We start from the raw sequence: 19,652 nt of genomic DNA, 5'->3' as shown, positions 1-19,652 counted from the left end.
GAGCGTCAGTGAGATCGCTGTCGGGAACGACACCGTCGCCGCCAGCGGACGTAACGCGGCCCTTACCGGGCACGGGACCGGCTCGCCGTGCCGAACTCACGTCGCGCGTCGGGCCCAGCGGATCCGGCGCAGCACGCCATGTCAACCGGGTGTCTCGCCGGCACCGTCGAAAGCCCTGGCGACCAGGACGTCGGTCGAGGAATGCGCCAAGATGGAGAGGACGATGGTCAGCGCTACCAGGTGGAGCACGTCGTCGGCGGCGGTGATGCCGGACTCGACGTCACCCGCCGGCTGCACCCCGGCCCGGGCCGCGCGAAGGTGAACAGTCCCACGCGCTCGCTGCCGCAGCGGCCGCGAGCCACCAGGAGCACGACGTCCTTCTCGCGCGAATCCTCGGTGCTCACTGGCTCTGAACCCACATGGCCCGGCGTCCCGGCTCGGCAATGATCGTGCCGGCCCTCGCTGTCTCTTGCAGGGCAGCTCAGATGGAGCCACGCCTACCCGCCGGATTCCGCTGCCACAGGGTCAGCGCCGGGTCCGCCGCAGCAGCCGAGGTGAGCGACCCACGCAAAGATCGTCGGCGTCTGCTCCTGGTAAGCGGCGTTGTAGCGGTGACGACCTTCGAGAAGGTGGTGAACGCCTGCATATCGAGGCAGGCGTGCACCCGCAGGTAGTCGTAGAGACCGCCGAACAGCTCCACCAGCCGCTGCCGCGGGGAACCGACCGGCTCGGGAAGCTCGATGCCGGCCGCCACCTGCTCCAACACGAGCACCAACAGTTCCCGCTTGTCCGACACGTGACGGTACAGCGCCATCGGTGAACAGCCGAGCTCCCCCGCGAGCCGGCGCATCGACAGCGCCTCCGCACCCCGGGTCTCGACCAGACGCAGGCCGGCCGCGGCGATCGCCTCACGGCTCAGCGACGGCCGGTACCCCATGCCGGACACCCTATCCGGGGGGCGGCGGCGCGCTCGTGTCTGCGGGCGTGGCAGTGGTGGAGAAACGCCGCTACAGCGCCTTCGTCGACAGCACGTTCGGCGACCTGCTCGGCGACCGTGACCAACTGCTGATCACCGGCATCTACGCGCACATCGGGGTCGCGGCGACGGCGTGCGACGCCTTCATGCGGGGCATCCAGGCATTCGTGGTCGGCGACGCGGTGGCCGACTTCACGCGCGCCGACCACCTCGCCGCGCTGCGCTACGTGGCGCGGCGGTGCGGGATGGTGCTCAGCCTTGAGCAGGCCCGTGCCTCGCTCGGCTGAGCCGGTAGCGGCCGGTAGCCCCGCCTTCGGTGCATCACCCCAGCCCAACGCGCAATCGGCGACAAGGCAGTGGGGCCGGCCGCGCCGGGAGTCGCGTGACACCCCCACCGTGCCATCGGCCGCAATGCGGAACCACGCTGCGAGCACTCGAATCCCGCAATCTCGCGATTCACGTTGCCACCCGGTCGCGTATTGCAAAGATAGGTAAGACTTACAAAGGTAAGGCTTACTTATCCAAACTTCTCGAAAGAGTTACCCGTGCGCGTCGCGCCGATCCTTTTACCGCCCATTGCTATCGTCGCGTCATTGGCAATGCGTTGTATGACGCCGTGGGTGCGGGGGTTTATCTCCTCCCGCCCGGGCAACAACAAAGAAGCGACCGATCGACACGGCGGGACTGCCCGCCGCGAGAGCATGGAGGCGTCATGAAGACCCTGTTGCAGTCACCGCCCGTCCGCCAGTGTGCCGCGACCGCATGCAGTTTCAACGACAACGGCTGCCACGCCCCGGCGATCACCGTCGCGGCGGCGGGCTCGGCCGCCTCCTGTGCGACCTTCGTCGAGTCGTCGGTGCAGGGCGGCATCGCCGAGGTCACCGGATCCGTCGGCGCCTGCGCGCGATCCGAGTGCGTCTACAACACCAATCTCGCCTGCACCGCCGAGTCCATCACCGTCGGCCCCAGCGCCACCGCCAGCGACTGCCTCACCTACCAGCCCGCCTGACCAGGCCGGCCGGACAGTCGACGACTTGGCAAGGTAAGCCTTACCTACTACTGTCAGATCCCTGGGCCGAACTAAACCCGCACCTTCATGGCCGAGGGGACTGACATGGCGCTCCACCCCGCCGGGCGGCCGACGGACCTGGCACACCCGCCCCACGACACCGACGCGTCGGCGGCGGACGGGCACGACGCCGCCGTCGTGGCGCGCTCCGCTCTGTCCGCCGCCACTTCGCTGCGCCTCGCAGTCGATGATGCCGCTGTCGACCTGACCGCGTCGCACGCCGTCCTGCCCGACGGCACGGTGGTCCTCGCCGTGGACGCGATGAGCAGGACCGGGGGCCTCTTGGTCGCCGCCCGCGGTCGAGCAGAAGTGGTGCAGGTCGACGTGACACACCTCATCCCCGTGGCGACGCGGTCGCGGGTACGGGCCAGACTGCGGATCCTGGGTACGGCACGACCATTCGATCCGGCGAGCCTGGACCTGTGCGACGCCGACACCGTCATGTCACTGCTCGCCCTGCCTCCGGTAGCGCTGTGGACCGTCGAACCGAACCGCGTCCGCCTCACGCGCGACCACGACGAGTGGACCGTGGACACCGACGCCTACCGCGCCGCGCGGGCCGACCCCATCGCCGGCGAGGAAGCCGCACACCTGCATCACCTCACCGGACGGCACCGTGACCTCGTCGACCAGCTCGCGATGCTGCTCGACCCGGCGTTGCGGGCCAGGTCGGCGCGAGTCCTACCGGTCGCCCTCGACGCCGACGGCGTCATCCTTCGCGCCGAAGCGCCGCAGTGGCACACCGACGTGCGGCTGGCGTTCCCCCGCCGCGTCGTCGAGGGCGCCGGCCTCGCCGAAGGACTGCGCGCGCTGCTGGCGGAGGCGTTCCGAGCCGCCCGGTCCCCCGATCAACCGTCGCGATCTACGACCTCCACCTGCGTTTGCGAACTGCTCTCCGGATGATCGTGGTGGTCCCCGGGTGATCGTGCGGGTGGCGCCGGGCGGGGCGCAGCCGCGATCGTCTTCGGTCGGGCATCGGTCGGGATCCCGGCTTCGGCACCGGGCCGCCCAGCCGCCGATTACCGAGAAACTTAGGCTACCCTTCCTTGCTGGGTGCGTTGCCGGTCGAATTGCGTGAGGAATGGGCATGACGAACGAACCACCCCGTGCGAGGGACGTCGACCGGCCGTTGAGATTGCGGGAACTGGTGGTCCTGCAGCGAAGTCCGCTCACCCCGAGGATGATGCGGGTCACCCTGGGTGGTCCGCAGCTCGCCGGTTTTGAGAGTCATCTGCCCGATGAGCACGTCAAGCTGGTCTTTCCGGATCCGGAGACCGGCCGGACCCGCCCGCCGGTCCTCGACGGCGGCCGGTTGCGGTGGCCGCGGCCGTTTCCGCCCGGGCGGGAGTACACCGTGCGCCGCTTCGACCCGGTGCGCGGGGAGTTGGACATCGACGTGGTGTTGCACGGCAGTGGTCTCGGCTCGGACTGGGCGCGGCAGGCGCCGCTGGGTAGCACGATCTGGCTGGTCGGGCCCCGTCCGGCGCGGATCATCCCGGTCGAGTTCGGTCACCACGTCCTGCTCGGCGACGAGACCGCCCTTCCCGCGATCACCCGATGGCTGGAGAACCTGCCCCCGTCCGCCCGCGCCGTCGCCGCGATCGAGGTCGGCGGCCCCGACGACGAACAGGACGTGAGCGTGCCGGACGGGTCGACGTTGACCTGGCTGCACCGGCACGGCGCGCCCGCCGGCACCACCCGACTGCTGGCCGACCTCGCCGAGGCTGTCCCGCTCCCGACCGACACCCACACCTTCGTGTTCGCCGCCGGCGAGGCCGAGACGCTCAAGCCGGTGCGGGCCTGGGCCCGCCGCCACGGCATCGGCCCGGACCAGAGCACGATCTCCGGCTACTGGCGGCGCGGCACCGCCCGCCACCACTCCACCTCCCTCGCCGGCCAGGTGCTGCACCGCCTCGGCCACCTGATCGGACGGCACCGGTGACCGACATCGACGACGCGACCCGGCCATCCGCCACCACCGGCGACGACCCGGCCGCCGCCACCCCCTACCGGCGCAAGGGCCTGCTGCGGCTGAGCTGGCCGCTGCTGCTGGTCAGCTTCCTCGCCCTGGCCACCAGCTTCGTCGACACGATCCTGCTCAGCGCCCACTCCGAACAGCTCAACGCCGCGGTCAGCATCGCCAACCAGATCCTCGGCGTCGGCTACGACCTGTCCACCCTGCTCAGCATCGGCGCGCTCGTCCTGGTCGCCCAATACCTCGGCAAGGGCGATCTGGACAGCGCCCGACGCAGCTCCGCCGTCGCCGTCGTCGGCAACACCGCCGTCGGCGCGCTCATCGCCCTCGCCCTGGTGATCCTCGCCCCGCTGCTGGTCGACGCGGTCAACACCCCCGCCGAGATCCGCCGCGACACGGTGGTCTACGTCTGGACCGTCGGCGCGGCCATGATCTTCAACAGCTACCTGGTGGCCGCTACCGCCGTCCTGCGCGCCTACGGGCACACCGTGGAGATTCTCGTCCTCGGCGTGCTCGCCAACATCGCCTACCTGTTCCTCGAGTACGGACTGCTGTTCGGCGCGTTCGGGCTGCCGAGGCTGGACGTCCTCGGCGCGGCGCTGAGCACCGTCATCGTCCGGGTCCTCGGCGTCCTGCTGGTCACCTGGGTCATCCGCCGCCGACTCGGGTTCAGCGTGCTACGCCTATCCGCCCGCGCGTGGCGCCGCCCGGTCCGCACCCTGCTGCGCCTGTCGGCCCCCTCCGTCGGCGAGAACATCGCCTACGACCTGGCACAACTCGGCGTCGTCGCCACCGTCGCCCTGCTCGGCGTGTCCGCCGTGCTCGGCCGCTCCTACGCGCTGACCCTCTCCGGCTTCGTCACCATCGTCGTGCTCGCCCTCGCCCAGGGCAATGAAATCCTCATCGGCTACGACAAGGGCGCCGACGACCACACCACCGCCCGCCGACGCGCCCTGCGCAACGCCGGCTGGGCCGCCCTCTGGAGCACCGCCGCCGCCATCGCGCTCTGGGCCGCCACCGACCCCCTGCTCGCCCTGTTCAACGCCAACGCCGACGTCGTGACCACCGTACGGCTGCTGATGCTCATCGGCATCCTCACCCAACCCTGCCAGGCCGTCGCCACCATCCTGTTCGGCTCCCTGCGCTCCGCCGGCGACGTCAACATCCCGGTCGCCATCTCCATCGGCACCACCGCGCTCATCATGGTCCCGCTGTCCGTGCTCCTCGTACCCCCGCCCGGCAACCTCCCGCTGCCCACCCTCGACCTCGGCGTCGCCGGAGTCTGGATCGCCCTGCTCGCCGCCGAAGCCACCAAGGCCGCCCTGTTCACGCACCGGTGGCGTCGACACGCCTGGACCCGCCACCGCCTCGTCGACGACACGCCGGGCGACGCCACCGGCGCCGGACCCGCCCGGCAGACGTCGCGGTAGCCAACCCGGAATCGCCTCGCGCGTCCGCCGGAGGCGTTCCCCACCGGGTCGCGCCGGAGGGCGACCTCTGCCGAGCGGCGGCAGCACCGGTTACCGGACGGCCGCACTGAGCCTCGCGCGCCCGGTGGTTGCGGCAGCCGCGCGGGTGGCTGCCGCGGTCCGCACGGCACTGGAGGCTCGGGTGCGAAATGATGGCCGTCGCCGGTACGCACCACAACCGTCGCCGCGGGACAATCGACGACATCGTCGCGAGGAACGACGGCAGTCCCCCCGCGCAAGCGCGCGTCTGCGAGGGGGCAGCGCGGCGATCGGTTCGCGCGTGCCGTGATCGGACCGTCGCGTGACGACGCGACACGCTGCCGATGAACCGGATGAGCCCGGCATTTAGGATAGGCTACCCTAAATGTTGAGTCGAGGAGGCGGGATGCGGCTCTACCTGACCGCGCTGAACCCTACCGACGCCGTCGTGGAAGGTTTTCTTCCGGCGGCGGACGCGCTCGGCCTGCCGATCACGGTGCTGACCGACCGCCCCGGCGAGTGGCCGTCCGGCGTTCCGGTGCGGCACTGCGCGGTCCGCGACGCGGCGGCGGTCGTCGCGGCCACGGCGGCCGAGCCGCCTGCCGCGCTGCTGTCCAACAGCGACCACCTCCAGGAGGCGACCGCCGTCGCGGCCGGCAAGCTCGGTCTGCCGGGTAAGGATCCGGAGGCGGCCCGCCGCTGCAAGGACAAGGCGGCGATGCGCCGCGCGCTCGCCGCCGTCGGCCTCGATCCGGTCCGCGTGGTCACCGTCGAACCGAATGCCGCACCCACTGTGCCGGACGACCTCTTCCCCGCCGTGGTCAAGCCGCGCGACGGCGTGGCCAGCGAGGACGTGTACCTGGTGGCCGACCGGCGCGAGCTGGCGGCCCGGGTCGTCACGATCCGGCGGCGGCGGGCGGATGTGGCCCTGGTGGTCGAGGAGTACCTGGCCGGCGAGCTGCGCACCTACGACACCCTGGGCGACGGCGTGTCGCTGGCGGTGCTCGGCGGGTGGCGGACCGGCCTCGGTCCGCCGCCCACCTTCACCGAGACGAGCCTCGGCTGGTCACCTCCGTCGCCCGCCCACGACACGCGGCTCCGCGCGCTGCTCGGGGCGCTCGGCGTCGGCTTCGGCGCCTGCCACACCGAGTATGTGGTGGGCGGCGACCGGGTTCGGCTGATCGAGGTGAACGACCGGCTGATCGGTGACCGGATGGACCTGTTCCTCGCCGATCTGCTCGGGGTGCCGCTGTTCGCCCACGTGATCCGGTTGCACCTCGGCGAGCCGCTGGCCGCGATGGACGTGCCCGACCCGGTAGCGCTCGACCGGCACGCCCGGGTCGAGTACGTCTGCGCCGACCGGTCCGGCCGCCTCGCGGCGGCGCCCGGGTCGGTGGACACGATCCGCGACGGCGTCCGACTGTCCTGCCGGCCGCTGCGTGAGGTGGGCCGGGTCGCGGAGCACACCGGCACCAACCGCGACTACCTGGCCGTGTTGCACGGCATCGGACCCGACCCCGACGCCGTGCGGGCCGCGCTGACCGCGTTCCGGAACGAGCTGCGCTGGACGATCACCTGATGACCGACGACAGCGAACGGCAGGTCTTCCGCCGGGTGCTCGACGCCCTCCTGCGCGAGGACCACCTCGGCCTGCTCCGGCGCGGCCGGCTCGTCGGCTCCGACCGGTGGGAGGTGCCGCACGCCGGTGGGCTGTTGCGCATCCCGGTCCGCGCCGACGGGTTCCAGGCGGCCCTGCGCTGCGCGCGACCGAGCGTGCGGGTGCGCGACCCGGACGGCCCGGACCCGGACCGCCTGGTGGACAGGCTCGACGGCCTGCTCGCGCTGCTCGCCCCGGCCGACGACCCGGAGGCGGAGGCCGGCTGGCGGACGTTCACCGCCGAGTGCCACGCCGATCTGCGGGCCCGCCGGCTCGCTGCCCGAGCCCGGCCGGCGGTTTTCGGCGCGGTGGCCGCCGAACGGGTGACCACGCCGGTCGGCATGCCGGCGGCGCTGCTCGACGACGTGCTCGCTGCGCACGCCGGCCATCCGATCTACCCGACCGACCGGTGCCGGCACGGCCTCGACGACGACGACCTGCTCCGGTACGCCCCGGAGCACGCGCCCCGTTTCGCGCTGCGCTGGCAGGCCGTGCCCCGGGCGGCGGTGCGGCTCACCGGAGCGTTGCCCGCCTGGTGGCCGGCCGCGGACCGGGCCGACGACCTGCTGCTGCCGGTGCATCCGCTCACCGCGGCTCGGCACGCGCCGCCGCTGACCGAACGACCGGCGGTGATCGTGCGACCGACGCTGTCCATGCGCACGGTGGCGCTCGCCGACGACCCGTACACCCACCTGAAGCTACCGCTGCCCACCGCGACGCTGGGCGCCCGCAACCGGCGCGGCCTGCGGCCGGACTCGTTGGCCGACGGAGCGGCGGTGGCCGGGCTGCTCGACCGGATCGCCGCCGCCGAGCCGGCCTTCGCCGGCCGGATCCGGCACGCCGACGAGCGCACCTTCGGGCACACCGGCGACGACGGTCCGGCGTTCCTGGTCCGCCGATTCCCCCGAGACCTGGCCGGATCGCGGGTGGTGCCGGTGGCGGCCCTCGCCGCGCCCGACCCGGAGGCCGGCACGGTGCTGGAGCGGGTCAGCGGCGGTCGGGCCGCCGCGGTGCTCGACTCCTATCTGGACCTGCTGCTCGACTGGCACGTCTGCCTGTGGCTCCGGTACGGCGTGGCGCTGGAGGCCCACCCGCAGAACATCCACGTGCTCCTCGCGCCGGACGGGACGATCGGCCTGCTCTACAAGGACGACGACGGCGCCCGCCTCGACCCGCGCCACCACGACGCGGTGGCGCTGCGGGACGCGCGGATGTGGGCGGCCGACCCCGGCGAACTGGCCGACGTGTTCGTGACCATCACCCTGCACCTGGCCGCCGCCGCGCCGCTGCTGGCGCTGGCGGCCCGCGGCGTGCCGGTGCCGACGCCGGCCGCCGCGCTGACTCCGCGACTCGTCGCCGCCCGGGACCGGTGGGGCGACGGGCCGGCCGCGCGGGCGTTCGTCGAAAGGGTGCTGTGCGCCGACCGGCTGCCGGTCAAGGCGATGGTCACCGCCGGCACCCTGCTGCCGAAGCAACGCCTCGGCTGCGCCGACGTCAACAAGTACTACCGGCGCACCGGCCCGAACTACCTGCGGGAGACGCGATGACGAGCGCCGGTCTGCGCCCCCGGGCGGCGCGGCACACCCACCCGGCGGATCTGGCCGCCGCGCACGCCGTGTTCGGCTGCCTGGTCCGTGAGGTCGCCGCTCCCGCCGGCGAGGCCACCGTGGCCGGTGACCAGGTGCGGGTCCGGCTGCCGGCCACCGGGATGGCGTTGCGCTGCGCGGTGACCCGGCTGTCCCCGGTCGGCGCGCACCGCTACCACGGGCCGGTGCGCGCCCGCCCGGACGGCGGCCGGTGGGCAGAGGTGGACGCGGATCAACTGGCCGTTCTGGTGGCGGCGGAGCTGGCCGTGCGCACCGGCCGGAACAACTCCGAGTTCGTCGGGCAGGTGCGGGCGAGCCGGGAGGTGACCGCCCAGCTGCTGGCCGGGCAGCCGGACACCGACCCCACGCCGACCGGGGACCCGGCGGTCGACGCGTACGTGGCCTCCGAGCAGTCGCTCGTGCTCGGTCATCCGCACCACCCCGCCCCGAAGTGGCGCAGCGGCGACCCGGACGGATGGCGGGCGTACGCGCCGGAATTGCGCGCCGCGTTCCGGCTGCACTGGCTCGCCGTGCCGGACGACCTGGTGGCCGAGTCCGGTCCGGTCGAGGAGCTGCTGGCCGCCCTGGACCCGCCACGCCCTCCGGTCGGGCACCGGGCGCTGCCGGTGCACCCGTGGCAGCTGACGCTGATGCCGCCGGCGCATCCCGCGGTGCGGCGGCTCGGCCTGGCCGGAGCGCCGGTGCGGCCGACCGCGAGCGTCCGCACGCTCTACTCCCCCGACGCCGACCTGTTCGTCAAGACCAGCCTGCACGTGCGCATCACCAACTGCCTGCGTAAGAACGCCCGGTACGAGCTGACCGGCGCGGTCGCGTTGACCGGGCTGCTCGCTGACGTGCCGCTGCCCGACGGCGTGGCTCTGCTGGCCGAGCCCGCCTACCGGACCGTCGACCTGCCCGGCGCGGACGAGGCGTACGGGACGATCCTGCGCACCGGGCTGCGCGCCCACCTGCGCCCCGGTGACACGCCGGTGCTGGCGGCGGCGCTGGCCGCCGCACCGCTGCCGGTGTCCGACCCGGTCGACTGGTGGCGGCGCTACGTCGCGTTGCTGGCGCCGGCCGTGCTGCGCGCCTGGTTGCGGCACGGAGTGGTGCACGAGCCGCACCTGCAGAACGTGGTCGTCGTGCGCGACCCCGACGGCCGTCCGGCGCGGATGCTGCTGCGCGACCTGGAAGGGGTGAAGCTCGACACCAGCCGCTGGACCGACTGGCCGCAGGGCCTGCCCCGACAGGTGGGATACGGCCCGAAGGACGCCCGGCGACGGGTCGTCTACTGTCTGTTCGTCAACCACCTCGCCGGGATCTGCGGCGCACTCGCCGACGCCCGGCCCGGCATCGAGCCGGCCCTGTGGCGGGAGGTGCGCGAGGTGGTCGCGACGGTCGCCGCCGAACTGGACGACCCGCCGGAGCTGCGCGCACTGCTGGCCGGCGAGCCGCTGGTCGCCAAGGCGAACCTGCTCCCACCGCGCCGGCTGCCGAACCGGCGGCGCCCGACCGCGAGCGGTGGGTCGGCTCGACCGAGGTGCTGTGCTTCCTGCTCATCCTCGTCGGCGTGCTGCACCGGCAGATCGGGACGCTGGTCACCGATCCGCGCTTGCAGACCTGGCTGACCGTCTTCGTGTCGGTGATGGTGCAGGCGGCGCCGTTCCTCGTCTTCGGCGTGGTGCTCTCCGCCGTCATCGCGGTGTTCGTGCCCCGCTCCTTCTGGGCGCGGGCCCTGCCCCGTCACCCCGCGCTCGCGGTGCCGGTGGCCGGCATGGCCGGAGTGGTGCTGCCGGGCTGCGAATGCGGGTCGGTGCCGATCGCCGGGTCGCTGATCCGCCGCGGCGTCACCCCCGCCGCGGCGCTGGCGTTCCTGCTCGCCGCGCCGGCGATCAACCCGATCGTGCTCACCGCCACCGCCGTCGCATTCCCGCGCAACCCGGAGATGGTCGCCGCCCGCGGCGGCGCCAGCCTCCTGGTCGCCCTGCTGATGGGCTGGATGTGGCTGCGACTGGGCCGCACCGACTGGATCCGCCTGCCGCACCGCGCCCACCTCGACGGGCTGCCCCGGATGGCCGCGTTCTGGACCGCCTGCCGACACGACGTCATCCACGCCGGCGGGTTCCTCGTCGTCGGGGCAATGGCCGCGGCGACGATCAACGTAGTCGTACCTCAACAGTTCCTGCACGACCTCGCGGCCCGGCCGGTGCTGTCGGTCCTCGCCCTCGCCACTTTGGCGGTGCTGCTGTCCATCTGCTCCGAGGCCGACGCGTTCGTCGCCGCCTCGCTGTCCCAGTTCTCCCTGACCGCCCGACTGGCCTTCCTCGTGGTCGGTCCGATGGTCGACCTCAAGCTGATATCCATGCAGGCCGGCATCTTCGGCCGGCGGTTCGCCGTCCGGTTCGCCCCGGCCACCTTCGCCCTCGCCGTGCTCGTCGCGGCCGGACTCGGGACGGTGATCTGGTGAGTCGCGGAACACAGGCGGTGGTGCTGGTCTTCCTCGGCGGCGCGATCCTGCGCGCCAGCCTCACCGACCTCTACCTGCGCTACGTCAAACAGGGACTGCGCCCGTTCCTCATCGCCGCCGGCCTGCTGCTGGTCATCACCGCGCTGGTGGCGCTCGTGCAGGAGCTACGCCACCTCAACCGGCCCGAGGACCAGCCGGACGACGACGGACACGACCACGGCCGTTCCGGTCCCGCCGTCGGCTGGTTGCTGCTGCTCCCCGCGCTCGCCCTGCTCTTCGTCGTCCCGCCGGCGCTCGGCGCCGACACCGCGGCCCGCGCCGGCTCCGCCCTCACCGACAACCGGGACGTCGCCTACCCACCCCTGCCACCCGGCGACCCGACCGAACTGACCCTCCTCGAGTACGGCTACCGCGCCGTCTACGACCACGGCCGCACGTTGCAGGGCCGACGCATCCAGCTCACCGGCTTCCTCGCCCCCGGCCCAGACGGCGAACCGATGCTCGCCCGCATCATGCTGTCCTGCTGCGCCGCCGACGGCATCCCCGTCAAGGTCGGCCTGCGCGGCGACGTTCCCGAAGGCCCGGCGAACACCTGGGTACGCTCCACCGGCCGGTGGATCCCGCACACCGCCAAGGACCCCGTCAACGACGCCGACCTCCCCTACTTCCAGGTGGAGACCTGGGAGAAGATCCCCGCGCCCGCCGAGCCGTACGAGTAGCCGCGACGGTTGCACGAGTGCTGATATCAACATCTGACAGCTAGACGACGCTATTGCACATGACTACCGTTGCGCTCACTTCCAGGAGCGCAAGGAGCGGTCGAGCATGCGCAGAGTCCCGCGCCACCCCGTTCCGGCGGTGTCGTGACCCCCGGATCCGGCAGCGTTGAGGAGATCAGTGACCTCCTGCGCGCCATCGCCCACCCGACACGCCTTCGGATCCTGAGGCGCCTCACGGAGGGCGATGCCTGCGTCACGGAGCTGAGCGCCACGTTGGAGGTTCCCATGCCCAACGTGTCACACCAGTTGCGGCTGCTCCGCAACGCCCATCTGGTGCGCCGATACCGCGGCGGCGGCCGCATGTACTACGGACTCACCGGCGTACCGGCCGTCGCTCTCGTGCTGGAGGTCCTGAGGTTCTGCCCCTGACGACGGCGAGGCGCCCGCACGCGCCGAACGCCGCTCCCGGCGGTGCGCCGAGTCCCGTCGGCGGCCGGCGCGGAGCCAGGTGGGCGGGGCTCCGCGCCGGCCGGGATCACTGTTCGGTGGCGCCTCTACCGCAGGAAACTGCCGAACAGTGACAGACATCAGCCACGTCGATCAGGGCAGCACCTCGAACGTGAACGTCTTCGGTCCCGAGGTGACGGTGCTGCCGGTGGCGGCGAGCTTGCCGGTCACCTCGAAGGTGACGGCATAGGTGCCAGCGGCGTCGAAGCCCCAGTTGGCGTGCGCGTGGGCGTTGCGGCTGACGTTCAGGCTGTCCAGCAGCCCGTTGCCGCTGTCGAACAGCACGCTCGGGGCGCCACCGGAGACGGTGTAGATGCTGAAGCCCGCCGGCCCGGACACACCGGTGAGCTTGAAGGTGACGCGGTTGTTCTGGAAGACGCCGGTGGGCACCTCGGTGGTGTTCCAGCCGGCCCAGAGCAGCCCGGCCGTGTTGGACTGCGGCAGCACCCAGGCCTGGCCGCCGGTGCCGAGGAAGGCCCAGGCCGATCCGCCGGGCACGCCGACCTTGGCCGTGTTCGGCACGCGGAAGAGCACGTCGGCGGGGCTGCGCTCGACGTCGGTGGGGCCGGCGCCGTCCAGGACGTTGACGGTTAGCGCGCCGGCGGCGTAGTCGACGTCGATGACGTCGACGTGGCCGCTGGTGAGCACGAGCGGCGCGGCGGCGACGGGCGTGGTGGTGCCGGCGAGCAGTGCGGCGGTCAGGACCAGACCGCCGAGAAGACGGTTGCGGATGCGCATCGTGCTCACGCCTTCACGACGAAACGCAGCGTGGCGGGTGCGGAGGTGACCTGCTGGCCGGTGGCGGACAGGGTGCCGGTGGCCCGGACGGTCACACAGTAGGTGCCGGCCTTGTCGAACGCCCAGTTGGCGTGCGTGTGGTCCCCTGCGGCCAGGGGCAGGGCGTCGGGGAGGCCGTCGCCGCTGTCGGCCAGGATGCTCGGCTGGCCCACGGCGTTCTCGGTGTAGATGGCGAGCTGGCCCGGGCCGGTGACCGACCGGACGGAGAGCGTCAGCGAATCGCCGGTGAAGACGCCGGCCTCGATCTCCTCGGCGGCGATGCCCGGCCAGATCAGATTCTCGTTCTGGATCTCCGGCAGGATCCAGACCTTGGAGACGCCCGGCGTGCCGAGGAACGCGAAGGCGGGGTCGGCGGGAACGGTGACCTTGGCCTGGCGCTTGACGACCAACTTGACCTCGTCGGCGCCGTACTCGACGTCGTTGTCCTCGTCGTGGACGCCGATCTCCAGCGAGCCGTCCTCGTAGGCGACGTCGACGACGTCGAGGTGGCCGGCCTTGAACGTCACGACCGACGCGGTGGCGGCCTGCGCGGGCAGTGCCGTCGCGACCAGCGCTACGCCCAGGACACCCGACGCCAGCAGGTGACGCACGGTGGCTACGCACGTAAAGACTCTTCTCGTGACAGTCCTCGGTGGACCATCAGTTATTGAAAATGATAGTCGTTTTAGTTTGGTGAGGAAAGGTGTCGCGCCCTACTGATCGGCGGCCCCTGGTCACCAGGCCGTGTCGCGGGGCGAACAGCCATGCGGTGAGGAAGACCGCGGTGGCGACCAGGACGATGGTGCCGCCGACCGGCGTGTCGTAGCTCCAGGACAGGTACAGCCCGACCAGCGCCGACGTGCCGCCGATCAGCGGAGCGAGCAGCATCATCACGGCGAGCCGATCGGTGAGCAGGCGGGCCGCCGCGGCGGGGGTGATCAGCAGCGCCAGGACGAGGATGTTGCCGATGGTCTGCAGGGAGATCACCACGGCCAGCGTCACCAGGACGTAGAGCGCGATGTCGAGCCAGAAGACCGGAAGCCCTATGGAGCGCGACATCTCCCGGTCCAGGCAGACCGCGACGAACTCCTTGTGCAGCGCCAGCACCAGGCCGAGGATGACCAGACCCGTGCCGCCGACGACGTACAGGTCCCGGTCCGGGATGCCGGTGATCGAGCCGAACAGGAACTGCTGCAACGACCCGGCGTAGCCGGGCGCCCGCGAGATGATCACGATGCCGAGAGCGAACGCGGCGACCAGGAAAACGCCGATCAACGAGTCCTCCTTGACGCGCCGGTTCTGCGAGAAGATCGCGATCAGCAGCGCGGTGGCGACGCCGGCGACGGCGCCACCGAGCACCAGGCTGCCCTGCAGCACGAAGGCGACAGCGATGCCGGGAAAGACCGCGTGGGCCACGGCGTCGCCGATGAAGGCCATCCCGCGCAGCACCACATAGCAGCCGACGACGCCGCAGACGATGCTGGACATCACCGCGATCGCCAGTGCCTTGGGCAGGAACGCGAGGTCCGGGTTGAGCAGGTCGGTGAGGAAATCGGTGATCGACATCAGGCCGCCCGCACGAGATTCAGCAGTGGAGAGGTCGCGCTCACACCGAAGGTCTCCGTCCACAGCGCGGGGTCTTCGAGATCCGCAGGTCGACCGTCGGCGACGATCCGCCCGTTGAGCAGGACCAGCCGGGTGCAGGAGTCCACCGCGGCGACCAGATCGTGGGTGGTCATCAGCACCGCGTGATCCTCCCGGGCCAGGCTGGTGAACAACTCGCCCAACAGTTCCTGGGTGGGCATGTCGAGTCCGGTGAACGGCTCGTCGAGCAGCAGGATGCTCGGCGCGAGCGCGAGTGCCCGCGCGACCAGGACGCGTTGGCGTTGCCCACCGGACAGTTCACCGGCGGGCCGGCGGCGCAGGCCGGTGAGCTGCACCCGGTCGAGCGCGTCGCCGACCGCACGCCAGTCGGCCACGCCGGGACGGCGGAGCGGACCGATCCGTCCGGTGCGACCACTCATCACGGCCTGTTCCACCGAGATCGGGAAGTCCCAGTTGAACTCGTGACGCTGGGGGACGTACCCGATCCCCGACCGGCCGGGGCGGGTCGGTTCACCCACCACCAGCACCCGCCCGCCGCGCTTGCGGATCAGGGCCAGGACGGCACGCAACAAGGTGGTCTTGCCGGCGCCGTTGGGCCCGAGCAGCCCCACCAGCTCACCGCGATCCAGCCGCAGCGTCACGTCCCGCAGGACCGGCCGGCCGCCGAGATCCACGTCCAGCCCTTCGATTTCCAGTGCTCTCACCGCCGGCCCTCCGACGAGGCGACGGGGCGTTCCCGCTCGGCCCGCCGTCGGGCGCCACGTCCGCGCAGCAACAGGACGACCAGGCCGACAGCGAGCGCGACCGCCGTCCCGGCCAACGCCGCGATCAGCAGCGTCGGCGAGCCGCCGGCCCGATCGCCGGCTCCGGCCGGGCCCACGGCGGGCTGCTCCTGACCGGCGGGTACGGGCGTGTCCGCCTTGGCGGCGAAGGCGTCGTCGGCGCTGGTGGCGTCGCCCACCGCGAAACGCAGCGTGCCGGTCGCCGACACCTTCTTCCCGTCGACAAGGTCGGCCGACACCTGCACCGCCAGCAGATAGACGCCCGGGGCGGAAAAGACCCAGTTGGCGTGGGTGTGGGTGTTGACCTCCACCCAGAAGGGTTGGGCCTTCGACTCGGCGGATCGCCAGAGCGGCTGCGGCGCCGCGAAGTTGCCCGACTGGAGGTACGTCGTGAGGGTCCCCGGACCGCGCACCCCGAGCAGGGTCAGGGTGACGCCGCGGTCGATGGTCCGCAACACCCGCGGGTCCTGGGTGTTCCACCCCAGCCAGACGACGTTCCGGTCCTGGACCTGCGGCACCACGTACGCCCGCGCACCGGCCTCGATGCCGAGAAAGGCGTACGCCGGGTCGTCCGGAACGGTCTGCAGCGCGGCGTCGGACACCCGCAACAGGGTCTCGTCGGGGTCACGCCACACCGGTCGCGCCTGCGTGCCGTCGTGGATCAGCAGCGTCCACCGGTTGTCGACGTAGCGGGGGCCGATGTCGACGTGCCCGGTGGTGAGCGTCGTCCGCCCGGTGGCGAGGGGCTGGTCGGCTGCGATCGACTGGCTGCGGTTCGGCGTCGGCTCGGCCGCCCGCGCCGGGGTCGGTGCCGTCGCCAGCACGAGCAGCGCCGCGATGGCGCCGCGCAGGATGACTGTGGTCGTGCGGGTGCGGCGGCGCGCCCGTCCTGCCGTCACTGGTTCCTCCATCACTTCTCCGTGGTCAGGCAGTCGCGCAGCGATTCGGCGTTGAACCGCATCATCTCCGCGTAGGTGGTGACGTCGCGGTCGAACGCGTCGCCGTAGATCGGGCACACCCGCAGGTTCTCCTCGCGGGCCACCTCGGTCAGCGTGGCGGACCGGGCCGCCAGGTTCGGCTCCAGAAAGACAGCGGGTATGCGCAGGTTGCGGATCGTCTCGGTGAGCTTGCGGCGGTCGGCGAGGCTCGGCTCGGTGGCGGGGTTGGGTGTGACGAAGCCGGATATCTGTATCCCGTACGCCTGGCCCAGGTAGGCGAACGCGTCGTGCGTGGTGACGAGGTGGCGCCGGGACGGCGGGATCTGCGCGATGGTGTCCCGCACGTACGTGTCGAGTGCCTCCAGTTGCCGGAGGTAGGCCGAGGCGTTCGCCCGATAGGTCGCCGCCCCCTCGGGGTCGACGCTGATCAGCGTGTCCCGGATGAGCTCCGTGTAGGCCATCGCGTTGCGGACGTTCTGCCACAGGTGCGGGTCGATCTCACCGTGCACGTGCTTGCCGAGGACCGCCTGCGGAAGCTGGTGGACCTGGGTGCCGGGCCGGCCGAGGAACCGGAACCGCCGGTCGCCGGGCACCTCCAGCAGTGCCTTGTTCGGTACCTCGATCACGGTGTGCGCCGGGTCGTACACCCGTTGGGTCGCCTCGCCGCCACCCTCGGGGTCGGCGAGCAGGTAGAGCCGCCGCTGGTCGAGATCGACGGTGACATCGGCGTGCCCTCCGCTCAGCACCTCCGACGTCCCCGGCACCGAGTGCGGGTCCACCCCGACGGCGAAGGTGAACACCTGCTCGCCCATGGGGACCGGCGCCGTCCGCAGGTCGACGGCCAGCCGCGCCCGCATGGTCAGCCGGTAGACACCCGGCTTGGTGAACGCCCAGCTCATGTGGGTGTGCGCGTCCGGCGGCAGCGTCGCCGTGTCGTCCCGGTAGCCGTTGGCGGGGTCGAACCCGTCGCTCGAGTCGACGGAGAACGACGGATTGCCGAACGACTCGGTGAGGTACGCGAACATCCGCCCCGGCCCGTCCACGGCGGTCGCGCTGAGCAGTACCTCCGAGGACCGGTCCGCTCCCTGCTCCGCACCGGTGCCGCGCACCCGCATGCCCAGCCAGATGGTGTCCAGCGAGACGTCCTCGACCAGCGGGATGATCTCCGCCGCGTACTTCACCGCTCCCTCGGCCAGCGAGATGTTCGGCACGCCGTCGCGCAGGTTCGCGTCCAGCGCCTTGATGACGGTTTGTTCCTCCAGGAGCAGGTAGTTGCTGAAGGCCACGTCGGCGTAGACGACGTCGCGGATGTCCCGCAGCGACGGCTCGTAGCTGTACGGGTCGGCGCCGTCGGGCACGAGCGAGGTGACGGTCACCCGGTCGCCGCCGACGTTGCGCGCCAGGTCCCGCAGGATCCCGGTGGTCGTCAACACCTGGATCCGCTGGTCGTGCGCGCTGAGCGTCACGTCCGACCGGCAGCCTCCGGCGAGCATCGCGGCCAGTAGCGGCAGCACGGTAAGCCACCTCGGCGGTGCACGGTGGCTTGCCGTGTTCGGCACGGCCGTCACCGGGTCCGGAGCGCGGCGCGCCGACGGGCCAGCACCATCAGCAGAGCGCCGACCGCCACCAGGACGACGCCGACCGCCAGCGCCGGCAGCACCCAGCCCGCGCCGGTGCGCGGAAGCGGACCGGCGCTGCCCTGGTCGGCGTCGCCGTCGCCGTTCCCACCAGCTCCGGAGCCGGTTCCGGCGCCGGCGGCGAACCCGGTGTTCGGATCGGTGCTGTCGCCGACGGCGATGGTGAGCGTCTTCGTGGCGCTGACCGCCCTGCCCGCCGTGGTGGTGCCGCTCATCTGCACCGCGAGGCGGTACAGACCGGGTTTGCCGAACGCCCAGTTGCCGTGGGTGTGGGTGTTGAGCGGGATGTCCAGCTTCTGCGGGAACGGCTTGGTGGAGTCGAACAGCACGTTCTCGCTGCCGAACGAGCCGGTCAGGAAGAGAGCGAACCGGCCGGGGCCGTTGACCCCCTTCAGCGTCCAGGTGACGTTGCCCTTGACACCCGAGACGACGGATTCGTGCTGGGTGTTCCACCCCGGCCAGACGAGACCCGCCTGCTGGGTCTGCGGGAGCAGCCACACCGTGTCGCCCTGCTTGCCGAGGAAGTCGGCGCCGCCGGGCACCGTGATCCTCGCCTTGTCCTTCACATGCAGGACCACGTCGGCGGTCTCCCGCCAGACCGGAGGGCTGCTGCGGTCGCCCTTGATCCGGATGGTCCAGGTGTCGCCGTTGAGCTGCGGGCCCATGTCGACGTGCCCGTCACTGATCACCTGACGACCCGTCGCGGGGCCGGCCGCCGCCTGCGGCGCTGCTAGGGGTTTCGGCGCGGCGGCGGCGGGTTTCGGCGCGGCGGCCACTTTCGGCGCGACGAGCGCCCGCGCGGTCGCCCCCACGGCCGGCTCCAGCGGCGCGGGCGCCGACACGCCGGCCGGGGCGATCGTCGGCACCCTCACCCGGTACGTCGCCTCGGCCCGTGCCGTCCCGCCCGAGCGCAGGACGGCCGAGGCGGTCAGCGTGAGCCGGTAGTCACCGGCGGCGTCGAAGGCCCAGACCACGCCACCGGTACGCGTGCCGGCAGGCAGCCGCGTCGAGCCCGGCACGCCCGGACCGTTGCCGAACAGCGGGGTCGCCGCACCCAGGCCGCACAGGGTATAGGCGGTGAACGTTCCCGGTCCGTCGACCGAGCGCAGCGCGAGGGTCACCCGGTCGTCGGCGACGGCCCCGGGGCGTACCCCGGTGGTGTCCAGGGCGGGAAAGCCGGTGTCGCCCGCGGACAGTGCCCACACCGGGTGGCCCGCCCGTCCGAGGAAGGCGAAGGCCGGTCCGTCCGGCACCCGGCCGGCCAGCCCGCCGTCCGGGCCGAGCACCACCTCGGCCGGGTCGTGCCCGGCCGCCCGCGCGTCACGGCGGAAGCGCAGCGACATCGTGTCACCGTCGAGACCGACGGAGACCAGGTCGGCGCCGGCCGAGGTGACGGCGACCGGTTCGGCGTAGGCCGGCGTTGCCGCGGGAGCCAGCGCCAGCACGACGGCGGCCAGGCTCGCGGCGCCGGCACGCATGCTTCTCATCCTCATTGGTCGCTCCCCCAGG

19 protein-coding genes and 1 pseudogene are annotated in these 19,652 nt (G+C 72.2%); 11 read left to right on the top strand and 9 right to left on the bottom strand.

The genetic code is table 11. The annotated features are described in order from the left end of the window. Window positions 1-147: 147 nt before the first annotated feature. Window positions 148-276: pseudogene (locus O7618_RS05590) on the bottom strand (sodium:proton antiporter); the annotation flags it as partial. Window positions 277-481: 205 nt separating this feature from the next. Continuing rightward, window positions 482-937 carry a helix-turn-helix domain-containing protein gene (locus O7618_RS05585; RefSeq protein ID WP_278104883.1) on the bottom strand — a complete coding sequence of 152 codons (456 nt, stop codon included), beginning with the start codon at window positions 935-937 and terminating at the stop codon, window positions 482-484. 47 nt (window positions 938-984) lie between these two features. Here O7618_RS05585 and O7618_RS05580 point away from each other — a divergent pair, with 47 nt between their 5' ends. The 11 genes from O7618_RS05580 (at window position 985) to O7618_RS05530 (ending at window position 12,326) form a co-directional block, all read left to right on the top strand. Next, the gene (locus O7618_RS05580) at window positions 985-1,263 is read left to right on the top strand and encodes an isochorismatase family protein (RefSeq protein WP_278104882.1); all 279 of its coding nucleotides are present in this window, start codon (window positions 985-987) and stop codon (window positions 1,261-1,263) included. Between the two features lie 425 nt (window positions 1,264-1,688). Beyond that, the gene (locus tag O7618_RS05575) at window positions 1,689-1,985 is read left to right on the top strand and encodes a DUF1540 domain-containing protein (protein WP_026268709.1); all 297 of its coding nucleotides are present in this window, start codon (window positions 1,689-1,691) and stop codon (window positions 1,983-1,985) included. A gap of 105 nt (window positions 1,986-2,090) precedes the next feature. Further along, on the top strand, window positions 2,091-2,948 hold the full coding sequence (locus tag O7618_RS05570; RefSeq protein ID WP_278104881.1) for a DUF2470 domain-containing protein: 858 nt from the start codon (window positions 2,091-2,093) through the stop codon (window positions 2,946-2,948). A 184-nt stretch (window positions 2,949-3,132) separates the two neighbouring features. Beyond that, window positions 3,133-3,987: a siderophore-interacting protein gene (locus O7618_RS05565; protein ID WP_278104880.1), complete on the top strand. Its 855-nt coding sequence runs from the start codon at window positions 3,133-3,135 to the stop codon at window positions 3,985-3,987. Continuing rightward, a complete protein-coding gene (locus O7618_RS05560) occupies window positions 3,984-5,450 on the top strand; it encodes an MATE family efflux transporter (protein WP_278104879.1) in 1,467 nt (488 codons plus the stop codon). The genes O7618_RS05565 and O7618_RS05560 overlap by 4 nt, the downstream gene beginning before the upstream one ends. 424 nt (window positions 5,451-5,874) lie before the next feature. Next, window positions 5,875-7,047 (top strand): siderophore biosynthesis protein, encoded by a 1,173-nt coding sequence (locus O7618_RS05555; protein WP_278104878.1) that lies wholly within the window; start codon window positions 5,875-5,877, stop codon window positions 7,045-7,047. Then, window positions 7,047-8,672, top strand: a complete 1,626-nt coding sequence (locus O7618_RS05550; RefSeq protein WP_278104877.1) for an IucA/IucC family siderophore biosynthesis protein — start codon at window positions 7,047-7,049, stop codon at window positions 8,670-8,672. Before O7618_RS05555 ends, O7618_RS05550 begins: the two co-directional genes overlap by 1 nt. Continuing rightward, window positions 8,669-10,339, top strand: coding sequence for an IucA/IucC family protein (locus O7618_RS05545; protein ID WP_278104876.1), 1,671 nt, complete (start codon window positions 8,669-8,671; stop codon window positions 10,337-10,339). Before O7618_RS05550 ends, O7618_RS05545 begins: the two co-directional genes overlap by 4 nt. After that, entirely contained in the window at window positions 10,252-11,178 is a 927-nt protein-coding gene (locus tag O7618_RS05540) for a permease (RefSeq protein ID WP_278104875.1), read from the top strand. Before O7618_RS05545 ends, O7618_RS05540 begins: the two co-directional genes overlap by 88 nt. Next, window positions 11,175-11,897, top strand: a complete 723-nt coding sequence (locus O7618_RS05535) for a TIGR03943 family protein (RefSeq protein WP_278104874.1) — start codon at window positions 11,175-11,177, stop codon at window positions 11,895-11,897. Before O7618_RS05540 ends, O7618_RS05535 begins: the two co-directional genes overlap by 4 nt. 144 nt (window positions 11,898-12,041) lie before the next feature. After that, the gene (locus O7618_RS05530) at window positions 12,042-12,326 is read left to right on the top strand and encodes a metalloregulator ArsR/SmtB family transcription factor (protein WP_278104872.1); all 285 of its coding nucleotides are present in this window, start codon (window positions 12,042-12,044) and stop codon (window positions 12,324-12,326) included. Between the two features lie 171 nt (window positions 12,327-12,497). On the opposite strand, the gene O7618_RS05525 is transcribed toward O7618_RS05530, so the two are convergent. The 7 genes from O7618_RS05525 to O7618_RS05495 form a co-directional block, all read right to left on the bottom strand. Next, window positions 12,498-13,151 (bottom strand): choice-of-anchor M domain-containing protein, encoded by a 654-nt coding sequence (locus tag O7618_RS05525; RefSeq protein WP_278104870.1) that lies wholly within the window; start codon window positions 13,149-13,151, stop codon window positions 12,498-12,500. After that, on the bottom strand, window positions 13,148-13,792 hold the full coding sequence (locus tag O7618_RS05520) for a choice-of-anchor M domain-containing protein (protein WP_278104869.1): 645 nt from the start codon (window positions 13,790-13,792) through the stop codon (window positions 13,148-13,150). Before O7618_RS05520 ends, O7618_RS05525 begins: the two co-directional genes overlap by 4 nt. A gap of 49 nt (window positions 13,793-13,841) precedes the next feature. After that, window positions 13,842-14,747 (bottom strand): anchored repeat-type ABC transporter permease subunit, encoded by a 906-nt coding sequence (locus O7618_RS05515; RefSeq protein ID WP_278104868.1) that lies wholly within the window; start codon window positions 14,745-14,747, stop codon window positions 13,842-13,844. Beyond that, entirely contained in the window at window positions 14,747-15,490 is a 744-nt protein-coding gene (locus tag O7618_RS05510; protein ID WP_278104867.1) for an anchored repeat-type ABC transporter ATP-binding subunit, read from the bottom strand. The genes O7618_RS05515 and O7618_RS05510 overlap by 1 nt, the downstream gene beginning before the upstream one ends. Further along, window positions 15,487-16,479 carry a choice-of-anchor M domain-containing protein gene (locus tag O7618_RS05505; RefSeq protein ID WP_278104866.1) on the bottom strand — a complete coding sequence of 331 codons (993 nt, stop codon included), beginning with the start codon at window positions 16,477-16,479 and terminating at the stop codon, window positions 15,487-15,489. The genes O7618_RS05510 and O7618_RS05505 overlap by 4 nt, the downstream gene beginning before the upstream one ends. Continuing rightward, window positions 16,479-17,999: an anchored repeat ABC transporter, substrate-binding protein gene (locus O7618_RS05500; RefSeq protein WP_278109927.1), complete on the bottom strand. Its 1,521-nt coding sequence runs from the start codon at window positions 17,997-17,999 to the stop codon at window positions 16,479-16,481. Before O7618_RS05500 ends, O7618_RS05505 begins: the two co-directional genes overlap by 1 nt. A gap of 71 nt (window positions 18,000-18,070) precedes the next feature. After that, window positions 18,071-19,621, bottom strand: a complete 1,551-nt coding sequence (locus tag O7618_RS05495; RefSeq protein WP_278104865.1) for a TIGR03773 family transporter-associated surface protein — start codon at window positions 19,619-19,621, stop codon at window positions 18,071-18,073. Window positions 19,622-19,652 lie beyond the last annotated feature (31 nt).

Origin of the sequence: Micromonospora sp. WMMD980, from assembly GCF_029626035.1 — a bacterium.
Lineage (GTDB): Bacteria > Actinomycetota > Actinomycetes > Mycobacteriales > Micromonosporaceae > Micromonospora.
The sequence above is the reverse complement of the archived record's forward strand: the minus strand, read 5'-3'. Positions and strand labels throughout refer to the sequence as shown.

Bases quoted from the DNA above. Each gene is read 5' to 3' on its own strand.
- O7618_RS05585 (WP_278104883.1), bottom strand. From the start codon at position 937: ATGGGGTACCGGCCGTCGCTGAGCCGTGAGGCGATCGCCGCGGCCGGC.
- O7618_RS05575 (WP_026268709.1), top strand. From the start codon at position 1,689: ATGAAGACCCTGTTGCAGTCACCGCCCGTCCGCCAGTGTGCCGCGACC.
- O7618_RS05570 (WP_278104881.1), top strand. From the start codon at position 2,091: ATGGCGCTCCACCCCGCCGGGCGGCCGACGGACCTGGCACACCCGCCC.
- O7618_RS05565 (WP_278104880.1), top strand. From the start codon at position 3,133: ATGACGAACGAACCACCCCGTGCGAGGGACGTCGACCGGCCGTTGAGA.
- O7618_RS05555 (WP_278104878.1), top strand. From the start codon at position 5,875: ATGCGGCTCTACCTGACCGCGCTGAACCCTACCGACGCCGTCGTGGAA.
- O7618_RS05550 (WP_278104877.1), top strand. From the start codon at position 7,047: ATGACCGACGACAGCGAACGGCAGGTCTTCCGCCGGGTGCTCGACGCC.
- O7618_RS05545 (WP_278104876.1), top strand. From the start codon at position 8,669: ATGACGAGCGCCGGTCTGCGCCCCCGGGCGGCGCGGCACACCCACCCG.
- O7618_RS05515 (WP_278104868.1), bottom strand. From the start codon at position 14,747: ATGTCGATCACCGATTTCCTCACCGACCTGCTCAACCCGGACCTCGCG.
- O7618_RS05505 (WP_278104866.1), bottom strand. From the start codon at position 16,479: ATGGAGGAACCAGTGACGGCAGGACGGGCGCGCCGCCGCACCCGCACG.
- O7618_RS05500 (WP_278109927.1), bottom strand. From the start codon at position 17,999: ATGCTCGCCGGAGGCTGCCGGTCGGACGTGACGCTCAGCGCGCACGAC.
- O7618_RS05495 (WP_278104865.1), bottom strand. From the start codon at position 19,621: ATGCGTGCCGGCGCCGCGAGCCTGGCCGCCGTCGTGCTGGCGCTGGCT.